The organism is Microvirga tunisiensis (assembly GCF_009296175.1).
Classification (GTDB): Bacteria; Pseudomonadota; Alphaproteobacteria; order Rhizobiales; family Beijerinckiaceae; genus Microvirga; species Microvirga tunisiensis.
Genome location: NZ_VOSK01000144.1, coordinates 1 through 16,308, shown reverse-complemented (window position 1 = coordinate 16,308; position 16,308 = coordinate 1). Strand labels below are relative to the sequence as shown.

Genomic DNA, 16,308 nt, shown 5'->3' with positions numbered 1-16,308 from the left:
GCTGAAGCGGGGAGCAATGCGGGTGACGAGATCGTCCAACTGATCGGCCCAGCGGTGGGCCTCGCTTGCGTCTGTCATGGCGCGACACCTCCGTGTCTAAGACAACGCACAAGCCCCGGCTGTAGTATTAACTGTTTGGTGGCGGAACGTTGTTGGAATCGGGTGCGTTACGCCATTGAGGAGTATACTTGGCGCTTTGACGGCCTGCGACGCCGAGCTTCTCACCGCAGGAGGACGTGATTCACTCCCTTCATCCGCAAGCCCGCACCACCCCCGCCGTCCGCCAAGAGATCGCCCGCTCGAGAGAGCCCACCGGCGTGCTGGCCCAGCGCTTCAGCGTGAGCACCGAGACCATCCGCAAGTGGCGCAAGCGCGGAGCCCAGGACTGCCAGGACCATAGCAGCCGGCCGCACAAGCTGCCCTGGAAGGCCACCGCGGAAGAGCGCGCCATCGTCTGTGCCCTGCGCCAGGCCACCGGCTTCCCGCTCGATGACCTCACGTTTGTGGTCAGCCATTTCCTGCCGCATCTCAACCGCGATGCCGTCTACCGCATCCTCAAGGCCGAGGGTCTGGGACGATTGCCCCCGGCGCAGCAGCGCCAGCGCCGGAGCGGCACGTTCAAGGATTACGATCTTGGCTTCATCCACATGGACATCAAGCACCTGCCCAAGCTGCAGACCGCCAACGGGGAGCGCCGCAAACGCTATTTGTATGTGGCCATCGACCGCTGCTCACGGTGGGTGCATCTGGCCGTCAAGGACGATGAGCTGGCCACCAGCGCGGTCGCCTTCCTGAAAGAGGCGGTGCGCGCCTTCCCCTTCAAGATCACGCACGTGCTCACCGACAGAGGATCCTGCTTTACCGCCGATGGCTTTGAAGAGGCCTGCCGCCAGCTGAAGCTGGAGCACCGCAGGACCAAGCCGTATACACCGCAAACCAATGGTCTCGTGGAGCGCTTCAACGGGCGGGTGCAGCGCGAGGTGCTCGGCATCACGATCTATAGCCATCGGGATCTCGAGACGCTGCTCAAGGGCTTCAATCAGGCTTACAACAGGAGACGTCAGCGCGTGCTGAAGGGGCGAGCACCGGATGAGGTGGTGCGCAGCCGCCTGGCCGCCGAGCCGAAGCTGGCCAACCGCCGCTACAAGCCGCCCGATTCAGACGCGTTGCCGCCCGCCCTCCAGGTCATCGCTGCCGCCAAGGAGGTCTCGCATCCAGACAACTAGAGCGGCAACGGAAAACGCAGGAAATCCACCGCTTCCGGCCCGCAACCCTGCAAAATCGACTCCAATGATGCGCCCGATATCCCAATCGTCTCAACGAGATCGGAATTCTTCACTGACGACTCTGAAGCGGGATGAGTAGGAAGCCTCAAGCGACCCATCTCGGCTTTGAGATTGGCAACGTTTGGACCACCCTCTAGGCCCCGACTGCTGTTAGGGCCATGCTTCCTGTCCAGGAGCAAGTCCCTGAGTTCCTGGCCGCGCCGAAACCACCCCCCAGACCAGTTCGTAAACAGCCCGTCAAGCTTAAGTCCCGGTCCTCTGAGCGGACCGGGAACAGCATGCTTCCGTTGCCTGCCTGTCGAGACCGTCAGGGCAGGAGCCAGTAATAGCTCACCTGGTAAAAGTCGTGCAGGTCCTGCTCGCTCTCCCGATCCGGCCAGTCCTGACTGCGACCAGAGAGACTCGGCGCACGCCGAAGCTGCTCTGCGGTAATCTGGATACGATACCCTCCCAGGCGGGGATCGTAATCGAGCATGCGCCAGGGGACCGCGTACTCGTTCGCGCCGACGCCAAAAAAGCCGCCAAACGACATCACCGCATAGGCCACACGTCCACTGAGCTTATCGATCATCACCCGTTCAACGGTACCGATCCGCTTGCCGCTCCGGTCGTAGACAGCAGTGCCTTCCACCCTGTCGCTCTCGATCAGCGGCTTGCCTGAGCGCTGACCAGGGTAGTCCCTGCCGGTCCAGCCACGAGAGGGCGCACGCTCCTCGCTTCTGGTCAGGCCACCAATGATCCAGGCCATGCCGAGGCCAACCGCTCCTACTGCCAGCAGCGAGACCAGCGGGGCCTCAGTGAATTGGTGCCCGATGGTCTGTGTGGCGCGTTCATAGTAACGCTGGGCCTGCGGATAGCGGTCACCTGCTTGGCGGACATACCGCTGCCCCTGATCGTAAGCCTCACGGGCGACATCGGAGGCACGGCCGGCAAGATCAGCGGCGGTGTTCCTCGCCTGATCGACCAAGCTTTCGGGTGAGCCCCCGCTTCCTTGAGGGTTAGGGCCATTACCCCCTGCTTGTTTTGCGCCAGTCGGCTGTGCGGTGCCAGCTTGCCCGGTTCCCGTTCCCTGTTTCTCGTCCATGACCTCTCTCCTGTTGAGACGACGATCTGACTTTTCTGGGGTGATGAACTTCCAACTCCTGTGACCAGCTTATCGTTCTACGTACCCTGAGGCTTGGGTGTGGTGCATAAGATGTACGGCTCCGAACACGCAAGTGGACGAGACGGCGACATTGTTGCCCTTGAACCATCGAGGCAAGACAAAGGAATAGGCGGGCTGTAGGGACTTGGCTGGGCAGAAAAGTCCAATTCGTTTTCGCCTGCTCTCAAGGTCCAGTCTGAAGTTAATCTTGCCATACCAGGAACGGACCTATGTGAAACTGGCGGCAACCTTCTCACTTACGAAGACATGGCTGCCATCCGCAAATATGCCTGTCCGAGCAGAAGCGTGGGGGATCTCCAAAAAGCCGCCAATAACCGACTTCTGCTTGGGGGTCGACGATCCAAAACCCGACCGGCTGCGGGAAGACAGGTGGCATCTCATCCTCCTCCAACCAGAGGATCACAGGCGTGCCGTCCCGCGGTGCGGCGCCGATTGGGGACCAACCCCCAGCTATGGTCTGTCCCGACACAGTCGCTTCAAGCCTGCGCGAATTCCAAGCGGCGAACCATCATGGGAACGGCCGCAGAGAGAACCTGATCGCCATCTTCATTCCTCCCAGCAGGTGCGAACAAACCAATGGGGTGGTCATTTGTTCGCTGGTCTAAAACAGCCTTGTCAGAAACTCCGCCTATTGAGCTGGCAACGTTTCTTAGTGGCAGCCTTGCGACCTAAGCCCGAAGGCGCAATCCTCGTGTAATCAGACGTTCCCCAAGCTCGGCGAATTTCACTGCCGACCCAACGCAGTACGCTGTACCCTTTGCCTTGAGAACTCTACTGAAAGATCCTACTGATCTAGTCCGTGAAGGCATCGCCATGGCTAGGCCAGTCATGCCAAGGTCATTGCAACGAACCTGGTACTGGCTGCTGCGACCGCTTGGCATGGTCAGGGTATCCGAGCCTTCGATGCTTCGGCAGGACAGAACCGCCATGCAAAGCCCGAAGCCTAGCTCATCGATGGTATCTGCACGGTAATGTCCATGTAGGGAATGGCTAGGACCGGATGGAGATTCTCATCAACGATCTCGATCACGATGGCGTCTGAGTAAGCGGGTGGCAGCCCAGCCCAGTCCTCAAGCAGCTTCGCGCCCATCTTCAGAGCCTCGGCTCTGGCTGCGGCGATATCCGGCAGATTGACTCCGTCTGGATCCTCGTTTGTCGCGAAATGACTGCGGATATCGATGTAGTAGCGAGGCATGACGAGCCTCCTCAAGAACCATTACCAGGGCGAAAACATCCGCCTTACCTGCACTGCTACTGAATCAACCTTCAGCACCAACATTCGTTCTGCGGCGCCCGCTACTCCTTTGGGTGCAGTTTGGCGTTCCGTATCTCCTTCACTGTTGGTCCTTCAGGACTGAGCCACCAGAAACCCCAGGAGCCTGACCGAGCGAGCGGTGCCCCTTCTGAAGTTGTTAGCACCATTCAGGAAAGGTCACTGTTCTGCGCGTTACCTGCGCCAATTCCATTCAGGAAACCTGATTGGTCGCGGCCACCTGGGCGTACCAGTGACCGGAATCCTTGATCATCCGTTTCTGGCCCTGTTCGAAGTCAACGAAGACGATCCCGAAGCGCTGGGCATAGCCCTCGGCCCACTCGAAGTTGTCCAGAAGACTCCAGAGATGATAGGCCCGGACAGGGACCCCATCTTTGATCGCGCGGTGCAGTTCCTTCAGATGGCTTCTCAGGTAAGCGATGCGAGCGTCGTCACGGATGCGGCCATCGGGGTCCGGGCGTGTGTTGTAGGCGCAGCCATTCTCGGTGATCTCGATCGGAATGCTGCCGGTCACTTAGTGCATCCGGAGCAAGATCTCATGCAGCCCACGCGGATAGATATCCCAGCCGATGTCCGTCTTCTCGCGGGGCGCGCCAGGGACGATTGCTCCTTCGGCCCGGATATCGACCCCTGGGATGCCGCTGCCCCCAGGGACATGGGACACGCGGAATCCGGTGTAGTAGTTGAAGTTGAAGCCGACAAAATCGAAGGCAGTCCGCAGGATGGCCTCGTCACCAGGTTGAAAGCCAAGAAGGTCCTCTTGTCGGTCTGCCGGCAGCACACCGGCGGGGTATCTGCCCATCAGTGCTGGTTGCAGATGCCAAAGGTTCAGGAGCGCATCGGCTGCCACGGCAGCGGCATGATCCTGTGCACTGGTTGTGGCCGGCAGCATTGGTGAGACATCGAAGGCACCTCCGACCTGGAGGGTGGACTTGATCTCCTTCAGGGCCTGGAACGCCTGACCCTGAGCGAGATTGACCACATGCGTGGCGCGCAGGAACGCCAGAGCGTCCTTTCGACCGGGCGCATGGACGCCGTGCAGATAGCCGAGCTGCGTAAAGGTCTTCGGCTCGTTGAAGAGCCCCCAATCCCCAATGCGATCGGATAGGGTTTCGGCAACAAGGCGGCTGTAGTCGGTGAAGCGCCCAGCCATATCGCGATTGGGCCAGCCGCCCTCATCCTCCAGCGCCTGTGGCAGGTCCCAGTGATAGAGCGTGGCCAGCGGCCGGATGCCCGCCTCGAGCAGCCCGTCGGTGAGCCGGCTGTAGTAGTCGAGCCCGGCTTGGTTGGCGCTCCCCCGTCCTGTCGGCTGGATGCGCGGCCAGGCGATCGAGAAGCGGTACGACTTGAGGCCAAGTTGCTTCATCAGAGCAATGTCGTCGCGCCAGCGGTGATAGCTGTCGCAGGCCACGTCGCCCGTGTCGCCATTTCTGCTCTTGCCGGGAGTATGGGAGAAGGTGTCCCAGATCGACAGGCCGCGTCCGCCTTCACCCCACGCACCCTCCACTTGGTAGGCAGCGGTTGCCGTACCCCACAGGAAGTCGGACGGGAACTCTAGGGAACCGCCAGACTCCTCCGCGAAGGCGGCAGGCATCTGACCGAGCATTGCGTTGCTGCCCAGGAGGGTGCTCGCTTGTAGAAGTTCGCGCCTGTTCATGCCAACTCTCCACATTCCCTGGTCTAGGCCTTGTTATGCACGCAGGACGCTGCCTTCGTGCCTCGTCCGATCTGCCGCCGTACGCATATTGAGCGGAGACGCCTCGGTAAAAGGGCCGTTCAATCGCTCAGGCCGCCCGTTTCAGATCCAAAGTCTCGTCATGATAGCCGACCAGGGTCGAGCGGTGGCCGATGCTGACGATGGTGGGCTTCCACTCCGCGTTGCGCAGCAGCGTGTAAACATTGCGTTCGGCCTCCTCATCCAGGGCAGACGTCGCCTCATCCAGGAACACCGTCTCCGGCCTGGCCAGCATGACACGTGCAAAGGCCAGTCGCTGCTGCTCCCCACCCGACAGGCGCTGGCTCCAGGGCTCAACTGTGTCCAACCGCTCGATCAGGTGCTCCAGGCCAACGCTGCGCAGGATATGGCTGATCTCCGCGTCGTCTGTTCTTGCCGGAGCAGGATAGAAGATCGCCTGCCGCAGCGTTCCAAGCGGCAGATAGGGCCGCTGGGGCAGAAAGAAGGAGGCACCCGACGTGACGGAGACGTTGCCACGACCGTAAGGCCACAGACCCGCAATCGCCCGTAAGACCGTGCTCTTGCCCGTGCCGGAAGGACCTCTGATCAGCAGCGCCTTGCCCTGTTCGACTGACAGATCGACGCCGCTGACCAGCGCGCGTCCGTTGGGCAAGGAGAGATGCAGATCCTGCACCCCAATTCGCCCAGCCCCGTGCATCCGGACAAAGGAGCTGGATTCGCTCGCTCGTGCTTGATCAAGGTCAGTCCGGAACGCCTTCAGGCGTTCCGTCGTCGCCCTCCAGTGTGCGATTTCCCGGTAGCTGTTGATGAAGTAATTCAGGCAGCTCTGGACCGTCGCAAAGGCGGCCGTGACCTGCATCACCTGACCAAAGCTGATCTGGCCCGCAAAGTAGCGCGGAGCGGCCAGCAGGAACGGCACGATGATGCTGAACTGGGTGTAGGAATGGGTGAAGCATGCCATCGCCCGCTCGCGCCGCATCATGGCCCAGAAGTTCTCGACCACTCCGCTCCATCGCTCGTTGAGAACGCGGCGCTCCTGGGTCTCGCCGCCATAGAAGGCGACCGTCTCGGCGTTCTCGCGCAGACGCACGAGACCATACCGGAACTCGCTTTCCAGGCGCTGGTTGGCGCTGTGGAGGCCCGCCAGCGGGTTGCCGATCTTGTGGGTGATCCAGCTCGCCAGAAATGCGTAGCCAAAGACGGCGAACACCATGTAGCCGGCCACCGACACCCCCGCGACCGTGACAGTGCCGCCCAGACCCCAGAGAATGCTCGTGAAGGCGATCAGGCTGACTGACATGTCGAGGAAGCCGACGAGGAGGTTGAGCGTCTGACCGGCAAACAGACCGAGATCTTCCACAATCTGCTGGTCCGGATTGGCGCTCGATCGGCCTTCAAGCTGGATCCGGTAATAGGCCCGGCTGGAGAGCCAGTCCGCCGTGTACCGTCGCACCAGCCAGTCGCGCCACCGCAGCTTCAGGCCCTCCGCGGCCCAGTGGGAGGACACGAGCGAGATCGTATAGCTGCCGGCGATCAGCCCGAAGATGCCGATCTGCTTGAAGAAGGCCTGGATATCGTTTGCCTGGAGGGCCGAGTGGAAGCTGTTGTACCACTCGTTCTGCCGCACGCAGATGTAGATAGCCGCGAGCTTGATCGCGAGCAGGAGGGACAGCATCCCTCGGGCGTACCCTTTCTCCTCGGAGGCCCAATAGGGCTGAGCGAGACGCCATACGTCCTGAAAGAAGGTAACGGCAGTCCAATTGAGTGCATGGGCCGGGAGCGCGCGCCAAGGCGCGCGCCGACCCTGCGCCGAAGGGTGGTCCGGCACCGCGATCGAGTTCGACATTGTTGTTGATTGGCCCCGGCGCCGACGCTGCCCTGGTGGGATTGCCGACGCTGTCTTGTTTGTTGTTTTTGAGAGGTCGCTGCTGTGCCGCTATTCACGGCCGGAGGCAACGGGATTTGGACGCTTCTGCTACTTTTGGGTTGCGGTCTTCTGTCTCACCCGAGGTGGTCCTGAGCTAATGGCTGCGACTGGCAAAGGTTGTAGGTGACCCCGCCTGAACGCATGATGAAGCGCCCCTTCATTGCGCCAAGATGATCAATCGTGGACAGTCAGGGTAAGACCATGAACAGAAGGGTCAGTCCCAGCGCTCTCAAGGCCCTTGAGCCGCCACATCAGGTCCAGGGAGGTACGACAACGTTCCCTTTGATGCTGCTTCTTGGCCGGACTATCCTTGATCCGAGCGCCGTTTCTTAACCGCTTGTCACAAGGAATGTCATTATGGCCCGCACACCATCCTTCTCGGGGCCTCAGCCTGATCTTCCCGCATCTGAGCCAATGCGGTCCGATCCGATGCCTCCTGGACAGCCTGGAACGAAGAAGCCCGTGCACATTCCACCTGCACCTCCAAATCGAGTGCCAGGACCAACTCCGACGCATCCGCCAGCTCCACGATCCTTTCCGCAGCCGCGCGCCCAACAATGGAGTTCGGATCCTGGCGAGCAGAATAGGCGAGAAAATCCCGTTCAGGCGGATCAGGAAGGCTCACCTCTCGATGCCAGACCAAGCCAGTTCTTCGGCGAACACCTGACAAAGGGGACGGACGCCCTTCCCATCGGGGTATCCGAAGAGTCCTGTGGGGCAATGCCGGTCGTCATTCCAGCCAGGATAGTCGAGGATGGGATAAAGACAGATCCCGTCGACCGGGATGCCCGCCCTCCGTGCCGCGATGACCTCATGACCGATGATGCGAAGCCACGCCGGGCGCAGGTCACCCTCGATTCCGGTTTCGGCGACAAACAGCGGGCACCTGTAACGCTCGTAGATGTCGCGCAGGAGGTAAGAGAAGGAACGATACTGCGGATGGTCGACTGCGATCGGCAGGTCGCCATCAATCCACTGGTTGTGAAGGTAATAGTTCACGCCGACGATATCGACATAATCGGGTCGGCCGCCCAGCTCGGGACGGTGACGCCCAGACAGGAAGTCCAGAGCCTCGAACTGCGCCAGGGTGTAATGCTGTGCCGCTCGGACATCCTGCGGGTGATCGGAGCGCGGAACGACGTGGATGGTAGGCTCCGCGTGAACAATGCGGGCGCGTGGATCGACCTCGCGCACCGCCTCGATGGCGGCAATCGCGGCTCGCACGAGGATTGCCTTGAGCTCGGTGCCGCGCCCTGTTGCCAGCGGGTTGATATACGCGAGGCTCCCGCCCGCCCAGGACCAGAACGAGATCTCGTTCACCGGCACATAGAACGGCACGGCATCGGTTTCGTCTCGGACGAACTGTGCGGCGGCACGGGCAAAACGGGCGAGGCGGTCGATGAAGGCAGGCGACCAGATGTCGAGATCGTCCGGCCAACCCCAATGGCAGATGTCCCAGATAACCTGGGTACCAGTATCGCGAGCCGCCCGAAGCTGAGGCAGAAAGCTCGACCAGTCGTAGTGACCGGGCGTGCTCTCGATCAGATGCCAGCGGAGGCCGTCGCGCACGGTGCGGATTCCATGCTCCGCCAGCATCCTGTAATCGGCCTGCGCATGTTTATCGTGGCCCGTGGCTGCGATCAGGTCGAGCCGCCGTCCATGCTGGTGTCGGTGGGTTGAGCACTCAAATCCGCCGATCAGAAAGCTGGCGAACAGGTCGGAGCGGATGTTGCAGAGAGCCTGCGGCGGGAGGCGGGCCGCGTAGCTTCTGAGGGCTTGGTGGAGCTTCCGTTCATTGTCTGCGGCACGGTCTCCACCAACGATCGCGCTGGCTTCAACGGCCCTGTCATTCTCCAGGTCCTGCATTACCTGCTCCCGGGTTTGGCACTCGGATCCTCGCTATCCTGCTAATTGTGCGTCGGTGAGTGTCGATCGCTGACCCTCGACCTGCATTCGTGCCTCTGTACGAGCAACGGCTCCAGACCACATTCTGGCGTAGTGACCGTTCAGTCCAAGAAGTTGGTGATGGGTACCCCGCTCGATGATCCGGCCAGCATCTATCATGAAGACCTGATCACAGGCGACGACGCTCTCGAGTCGATGGGTCACGAGCACGATTGTGCGCCCACCCTTGAGAGCCTTCAGGGTTTCCACGAGGAGCTGCTCATGGTGCGGATCAAGGGCGCTGGTCGGCTCATCCAGGATGAGAAACGGCGCGCGCGTGACCAGCGCCCGGGCGATGGCAAGCCGCTGGCGCTGTCCACCCGAGAGGTTCTGCCCGCCCTCGGCCAAAATGGTCTCGTAGCCACCCGGAAGATCTTCAATGAAGGCTGCCGCGCCGGTGAGTTCAGCCGCCCGCTCAATTTCGTTTCGGCTCGCCCCTGGTCGCCCATAGGCAATGTTAGCGGCAATGCTCGCGGGGAGCATGAGACTGTCCTGCCCGACAAGTGCCATATGCGCGCGGGTATCCGTCAGCCGCGCTGCGCGGAGATCAATGCCATCCAAGCGCAATGCCCCCGCCGTCGGATCGTAAAGGCGCAACATCAGCGCCAGAAGCGTGCTCTTGCCGGTGCCGCTCGGTCCGACGAACGCCACCATCTCGCCAGGCCCGATGGTAGCGCACAGATCATGCAGGATCGGATAATCTGGTCGATAGGCAAACCCGACATGGTCCAGCACCATTGTCCGGGAGGAGACGGGCAGGTCCTCGGCTCTGGGATCTTCGGTGATCGTCTCCGGTGTGTCGAGGATCCGAAACACCCGGCGTGCCGCGGCCTCATGGGTTCGAACTTTCACCACAAACTCGGTCAGCCACTTCAGTGGTTCCCACAGCTTACGAATGTAGTCCACAAAGACAAGGAGAAGACCCACCGTCATCCCGCCCTCGACCGGAGACAGGATCTGGTCGCGATACACGAGATAGCCGCCGTAGCCGAGGATGATCGCGCCGCCCACGGCAAGAATGCTGTCGCGGGCGAGGGGGTAGAGTTGCTCCTGAAGATTGAGGCGCAGCAGCGCCCGAACGCTGCGCCCGACTGCGCCGCGAAAGCGACGGAACTCATAAGCCTCCCGCTGATAGGTCTGCGCCAGCGGCACCCGCACCATCGCCTGCTGGATGTGGCTGGTGAGATCAGCATCGATCTGTTTGGACGCGAGAGCCCGCTTGTGGATGCGCACGCCAAAGCGCCAGTTGCTCCAAAGCATGAACGGCCCCACCGTGAAGGCCGCCAACGTGAGAGAGACGTCTTGTGACAGGAGGATGGCCGTCATCACCACCAGCATCACGGCCGCGACGCTCGTGCCGATCACCGTGTCCAAGATGCCCCAAGGGCCAAAGGCATCGTTGGTCAGCCGGTAGATCGCGTCCCCTTGCGGATGGCTACGGTGATAGGTGAGGCCGAGATGCTGAAGCTTCCGGAACAGATCGTGGCGCACCCGCGTGGTGCCGCGGTAGTCCAGGTGATAGTTGATCATCATCCGGCCAAACCAGGCGAGATAGCCGATGATGTAGAGCCCCATGCCCATCAAGACGAGGCCAACGATCTGCCCCACCTTGCTGGCGGGCAGGACTGACAGGAAGAGACCGTGCACCCAATCCCCTTTGGGCTGGCCCGTGAGTACGCTATCGATCAGGACTGCCAGCGGCCAGGCCTCAAGCAGACCCACGCAGACGGAGACACCGATCAGCGCAACGAGGGTGGCGATCCGAACCCGGTCAACCGCAAAGTACCCCAACGCGCGGCGGTAGACGGATGTGGCCTCGGCATCGACGTGGCCGAACTGCTGGGTATCCAGGATCTCCCTCCTACAAAGGGATGGAAAGACTAACACAGATTACTCCGCACACCATTGTCGTGCTTCTCCTATCCCTCCCTATATGGTCTCGGCTGTTGGGCTGACGTTCACTCACTGCCGATGGAACAGCAGACCTTCTTCGACCGGGTTGCCCCTTGCCGATGCTGTTCTCTCCGCTCAAAACCCATGAGCTCGGCGAGACGGTTTCGGGCGCGGTTCACCCGACTCTGGATCGTGCCGACCGCACAGCCAAGCGCTTGAGCCGCCGCCTCGTAGCTCATGCCCTCTGCACCCACGAGCAGGACCGCTTTGCGCTGCCCTTCTGGCAGCTTCGCCAGTGCGGCTGCGAGATCCTTCACCATGATCCTGTCCTCATGATCCGGGATGGCGATCAACGTCGCGGCATAGGATCCATCTGGATCCTCCACCTCGCGCTTAGTTTTGCGGCAGACCGAGCAGAACAGGTTGCGCAGGATCGCGAAGAGCCACGCCTGGAGGTTCGTGTCAGGTTCGAACTTTTCCTGCTTGCTGATGGCTCTGAGTACCGTCTCCTGCACGAGGTCCTCCGCCTGATCGACACTCCGCGTGAGTGAGATTGCAAAAGAGCGGAGCGAAGAAAGGCTCGTCACGATCCCGTCGACGAAAGCTTGGTCAATTGACTTGGGATTAGCGTGGCCAACCTGGACTCGCCGATCGAGGAGCCGAGCAAGGCTCGACGGGAGTTCCTCCTCCGCAGGGCTGCCATACGAAGCACGGAGTTGCTGACCATCATTGCCCATTAGGCCGGTCTCGAAGGCAGCCGAGGCTGACAGATCCAAGAAGCGAACAAGAGAGGTTCGGTCAAGCCGAGCAGTTGGGATCAGGTCTGACGGTCTCATGATGGTCGTTCCCCTGCCAGATCACATCGTGGTCGGCGGCTGGGGCATTGCCAAACCCATCGCTCCACGCGGCGACGATCCCCTGTTGGAGGGTCTGTTGTGTCGATCCGCCTTGCAGTGGCGCCGCGTTTGTCCTCCACGTCGACGCCGGCGCAATGCACCATATCAAAGACGATGCTGGTGCTCTCCCCAATGTCCGTGCGCATCACCAACTTCTCCTGCGCTTGGCGGCTCTCACAGTTCAGCAATGTGGGATCTGGCAAAGCCGTCCTCGCCGGCGAGCCTCATCAACTCGGCCAGGCAACTTCTGGCCCGGTTGACTCGGCTCTTGACAGTGCCGACCGCACATCCAAGCACTTGGGCCGCTTCCTCGTAGGATAATCCCTCCACACCCACGAGCATGATCGCCTCACGCTGGCCCTCGGGCAGCTTCTGGAGTGCGGCCTCGAGATCATGGATCATGATCCTGTCGTCCTGATCCGGCAGGGCGATCATTGTGGCCGCATAGGATCCGTCCCCATCCTCCACCTCGCGCAGCGACTTGCGATGTTCTGAACAGAATTGGTTGCGCAGGATGGTGAAGAGCCAGGCCTGGAGGTTTGTGCCGGCCACGAACTGCTCCTGCTTGCTGATGGCTCGCAGCACCGTCTCCTGCACCAGGTCCTCGGCTTTCTCGGCATCCCGCGTGAGCGAGATTGCGAAAGCCCGCAGCGACGTCACGCTCGCCAGAACTTCATCCACGAACGCTTGGTTGATCAGTTCGGTGCGGGCCCGGATCACCTGCGCCACCCGATCAAGATGCTGGGCGAGTTTGGGCGGAAGCCTGTCTCCGGCAGGATCGCCATACCAGGTCCGCAGGTGCTGACCGAGATGAGCTTGAATGCTGCTGTTCAAGGCAGCGGAGGCCGACTGCCTTATGGCGTATTCTTGAGGGGGCCGTTCATGTCGACTCGCGCTCGTCGGGTTTAACAGCGTCACCATGATCGCTCTCCTGCGAAACCGACCTCTCGAACTTTGTCATGGCTGTCCTGTGTCTGGACTGGATCCCATCATCAGCGCGTCGTGAGAGATCAGCGCGCAATGCTGCCCGCGCCTGCGGGGGCAGCCCGCAAGCTGTGGTCTTCACGAACTGGATGTCACCAGATCCGTAACCGTGTCAGCCGAGCTGCGTTGGTTCTGCCGGTGACAGCGCTAGGTCTCTCCTCAACGGGGCTTGGTGGCGTCGCGCACCGTGTCCTTGATGCCGCCGACGGCATTCTGCGCCTGACCTGCCGTTTCCTCGGCAGACCCTTCCGCCTGGGTCTTACTGTCGCCAGTGACCTTGCCAATGGCTTCCTTGACGGAGCCCTTGGTCTTCTTCGCGCTACCTGCAATCCAATCCTTGTCCATGATCGCCTCTGGGTTAGGATGATGTGCACGTGACAAACACTACGCAAACCGTCTTATCACCGCTGCTAACCCATTCAAATCATTAAAGTTCATCAATTTCTCTAGTGGTTGTTCCGCACTACCCGACCCGGTTTTGCTGCACCACTTTTTGACGCCTTCGAGAGCTTGGCGGCGACACCCTCGGCCTCGATGCCGCGCTCCCGCGCCCAAACGACCAAGGGGCTGTGCCGATGATTGTCCCGGCTGGGACGGGTGGCGCAAGGCCGCGAGTTTCTCAACCACGTCGCGGCTGAACCGGGAGGCGTCCGCCATCACCGCCTCGATGGCCTTGACCAGTTCCTCCTCCGAGCGCCTGCGGGCAGTGATGTCCTGGAACGAGCACAGGATGCATGCACGATCGCTCAGCATGATGGCCTCGGCTGCCACCAGGCACTCGAGCTCTTCGCCGCCCTTTGCCCACAGGCGAGCTTCAAAATCCCTGACAGTGTTAGCCTTGGTGAGCTCGGCCTCAAAGCGCCGACGGTCCCTGTCATCGGCCCAGAGACCGATGTCGTCTGCTGCGTATCCGACCACGTCCTGAGCACGGAAGCCCAATATCTTGGTGAAGGCCTCGTTCACCTCGATCAAGCGATGGTCGTCTGCGGTGCTGATGGTGGTCGGCACGGGAGCCAAGCGGAAGGCCTTGGCGAAAGCACGACCTTGCAGTCACGCATGCCTGTGATCAGGCTCTCCAAGATCTGCGGGCAGTCGACCAGGTGAGCGACTGTTGCCGGGACCGTCTAGCCCACCTTCGTGTTGCTTGGACTTTACTGCATCACTCCGCTGCGTCCCTGAGGGCATCTTGAGGGTGCCCGTTCATATGCTGCTTTGCCCACATGGCGGCTTGGGTCCGGTTAGACACCTTGACCTTCCTCAAGATCGCTTTGACATGAACTTTGACGGTCGCTTCTGCCAGCCCCAGCTCTCGCGCAATCACCTTGTTCGCGGCGCCTTGGGTGATGAGATGCAGGATTTGAGCTTCGCGGCCGGACAAGCTCTTTCCGCTGGGACCATTGTTGGCTGGCACAGCGGCAGCCGATAGTCCGAAGCCAACTTCGTAGCCTCGGGGCTGTGCATTCAGCAGAGCCAGGCCCAAATCTGCGGGGATAAACCTTTCACCGAGCACAACCAGCTCAAGAGCCAAGACGAGAGCCTCATGGCTCATTGTGGTTGGGCACAGTCCATCGAGACCCGCTTGGAAGGCGTGAGTGACAGCAGCGGGATCCCAGTGCTCGCTCAAGAGAACCATCCGGGCAGAAGGCCATCGCGGCTTGAGGCGGGTGACGGTCTCGCACACGTCGTTCGCAGCTTGATCAGGGTAGATCAGGCAGAGAGCGGGCGCTTCTAAGGTCTGTTCGTCGGCCTCTGCCAAGATGACGAACCGCGTACCCGAAAGGATGTGCTCGATGCCGCTGCGAATGAAATTGTTCTGACAGACCAGAACGGTCGCGACATGAGAGCGGGCCTGTTGGGCGAGCGGGCGGAATGGCTCGCTATACACAGCATCCTGATCCATGGATTGTGCATCCCTCCCGATGTTGATCATTGCAAGGTTGAGAGTACCGGCCCCGCTTGCCGGCAAGGTCCAGCCAAGGAGCTTCCAGGTTGCGACATCCTTTTCTGGGGATCGCCTGTGAAGCCTGGACCTAGCTTGGCAATAAGCTCTCCAGCGGCTCCCGGGCTCCTGCAAAGCGGCCACGCTATCGAGGGTGGCTTGCGGGTGTTACAAATCGGCCTCATCGGTCCCTCCGTTCGAGATGGGGTTCTCCTGGGAGAACCACTGTTAGGCGAGTGGGCCCATTTCCTCTCAGATGCTGGCCAGCAGGAGGCCTGCTCCGATAAAGGAGTTGACGGAGGCGAGAAAATGGAGCGCCACGCACCGCAATAACGGGCCAGTGCCGAGGGCGTGGGGCGCTTTTGTCCCTTGGGAGGGGTTCATGGGCCTGCTCTGCCTTGTCGGGGTTGCGTCATATGAGTGACTAACGAAGGCAGTCGCGAGCTTATTCCTTCACGAAATATATCCGGGCGTTTCAGTCGCACCGAGATCGCCCGCGCTGTCTAATCCAAGGATGAGGGCTGCTCCCGCAGTTGAGGCGTACAACCTAGGTCAGAAGCCGGGAGCATTCCGGCAATGCCCACGGTCTCGCCTCCATCGTTTGGAAGGGCGAAGTGCAACTGGGCCTAGGATTGCCCATCTCACCACGGAAGAAGCGATGAGCAACTTATACCAACTTGCCCTCGATGAACTCAGGAGTGTCGCCGACCATATGGATGATGCGGCCGTCGATCGTGCCTGTGAGATGATCGGCAGGGCGCGCAAGGTTGTCGTGTTCGGCTGTGGTCGCGAAGGTCTTCAGATTCGCGGGTTGGCAATGCGCCTGTTCCACCTTGGGCGGGATGTTGCTGTCGTGGGCGACATGACGGCGCCGGCGATTGGACCCGGCGATCTTTTCGTGATGACGGTCGGCCCAGGGGAAAACTCAACTGCTCTTGCTCTGCTGCAAGTTGCCAAGAATGCCGGCGCGACCATCCTTGTTCTCACCGCGCAACCCACGGGGCGTGCAGCAGCATTCGCCGACTCCACCCTTGTTATTCCGGCTCAGACAATGGCCGATGATCAAGGTCCCACTGCCAGCGCGGTGCTTCCTATGGGCTCCTTGTATGAAGGTATGTTGCTCATCGTGTTTGAGGTTATGATCGCGAAACTCCGGGCTCTGTTGGGAGTGAGTCCTTAGCTCGAGTTTAGCCCATCACACGGCATGGCAGAGTGCGTATACCAAGCATCGCTGAAGCGCCTGTGAGGGTTTTGGCGTTTTGTGCCGGCGCCGGGATGTGAGTAAACCCGTTTCGCGCCAGATAG

Annotated in this window: 12 protein-coding genes and 1 pseudogene; 2 read left to right on the top strand and 11 right to left on the bottom strand. The window is 60.9% G+C overall.

Features of this window, described 5'->3' with window-relative positions; translation table 11 throughout:
- Nucleotides 1-239 precede the first annotated feature (239 nt).
- Nucleotides 240-1,226: an IS481 family transposase gene (locus FS320_RS25625; protein WP_162003234.1), complete on the top strand. Its 987-nt coding sequence runs from the start codon at nucleotides 240-242 to the stop codon at nucleotides 1,224-1,226.
- A 367-nt stretch (nucleotides 1,227-1,593) separates the two neighbouring features.
- Here FS320_RS25625 and FS320_RS50880 read toward each other — a convergent pair whose 3' ends face one another.
- From FS320_RS50880 to FS320_RS25570, 11 genes and pseudogenes are all read right to left on the bottom strand, one after another.
- Entirely contained in the window at nucleotides 1,594-2,370 is a 777-nt protein-coding gene (locus FS320_RS50880) for a PRC-barrel domain-containing protein (RefSeq protein WP_420846770.1), read from the bottom strand.
- Nucleotides 2,371-3,394: 1,024 nt separating this feature from the next.
- Nucleotides 3,395-3,646, bottom strand: a complete 252-nt coding sequence (locus FS320_RS25615) for a DUF6894 family protein (protein ID WP_152714725.1) — start codon at nucleotides 3,644-3,646, stop codon at nucleotides 3,395-3,397.
- A 271-nt stretch (nucleotides 3,647-3,917) separates the two neighbouring features.
- Nucleotides 3,918-5,318: pseudogene (locus tag FS320_RS25610) on the bottom strand (GH1 family beta-glucosidase).
- A 190-nt stretch (nucleotides 5,319-5,508) separates the two neighbouring features.
- The gene (locus FS320_RS25605; protein WP_152714724.1) at nucleotides 5,509-7,266 is read right to left on the bottom strand and encodes an ABC transporter ATP-binding protein/permease; all 1,758 of its coding nucleotides are present in this window, start codon (nucleotides 7,264-7,266) and stop codon (nucleotides 5,509-5,511) included.
- A gap of 702 nt (nucleotides 7,267-7,968) precedes the next feature.
- Nucleotides 7,969-9,213, bottom strand: coding sequence for a glycoside hydrolase family 1 protein (locus FS320_RS25600; RefSeq protein ID WP_152714723.1), 1,245 nt, complete (start codon nucleotides 9,211-9,213; stop codon nucleotides 7,969-7,971).
- A gap of 33 nt (nucleotides 9,214-9,246) precedes the next feature.
- On the bottom strand, nucleotides 9,247-11,178 hold the full coding sequence (locus FS320_RS25595; protein WP_338105480.1) for an ABC transporter ATP-binding protein: 1,932 nt from the start codon (nucleotides 11,176-11,178) through the stop codon (nucleotides 9,247-9,249).
- A 71-nt stretch (nucleotides 11,179-11,249) separates the two neighbouring features.
- Nucleotides 11,250-11,771 (bottom strand): sigma-70 family RNA polymerase sigma factor, encoded by a 522-nt coding sequence (locus tag FS320_RS25590; RefSeq protein ID WP_338105479.1) that lies wholly within the window; start codon nucleotides 11,769-11,771, stop codon nucleotides 11,250-11,252.
- A gap of 483 nt (nucleotides 11,772-12,254) precedes the next feature.
- A complete protein-coding gene (locus FS320_RS25585) occupies nucleotides 12,255-13,001 on the bottom strand; it encodes a sigma-70 family RNA polymerase sigma factor (RefSeq protein WP_152714722.1) in 747 nt (248 codons plus the stop codon).
- A gap of 222 nt (nucleotides 13,002-13,223) precedes the next feature.
- Nucleotides 13,224-13,409 (bottom strand): CsbD family protein, encoded by a 186-nt coding sequence (locus FS320_RS25580; protein ID WP_152714721.1) that lies wholly within the window; start codon nucleotides 13,407-13,409, stop codon nucleotides 13,224-13,226.
- 39 nt (nucleotides 13,410-13,448) lie between these two features.
- Nucleotides 13,449-14,072 (bottom strand): PAS domain-containing protein, encoded by a 624-nt coding sequence (locus FS320_RS25575; RefSeq protein WP_192926335.1) that lies wholly within the window; start codon nucleotides 14,070-14,072, stop codon nucleotides 13,449-13,451.
- A 151-nt stretch (nucleotides 14,073-14,223) separates the two neighbouring features.
- Nucleotides 14,224-14,964: a LuxR C-terminal-related transcriptional regulator gene (locus tag FS320_RS25570; protein WP_162003232.1), complete on the bottom strand. Its 741-nt coding sequence runs from the start codon at nucleotides 14,962-14,964 to the stop codon at nucleotides 14,224-14,226.
- 751 nt (nucleotides 14,965-15,715) lie between these two features.
- Here FS320_RS25570 and FS320_RS25565 point away from each other — a divergent pair.
- Entirely contained in the window at nucleotides 15,716-16,183 is a 468-nt protein-coding gene (locus FS320_RS25565; RefSeq protein WP_244627374.1) for an SIS domain-containing protein, read from the top strand.
- The last annotated feature ends 125 nt before the right edge of the window (nucleotides 16,184-16,308 follow it).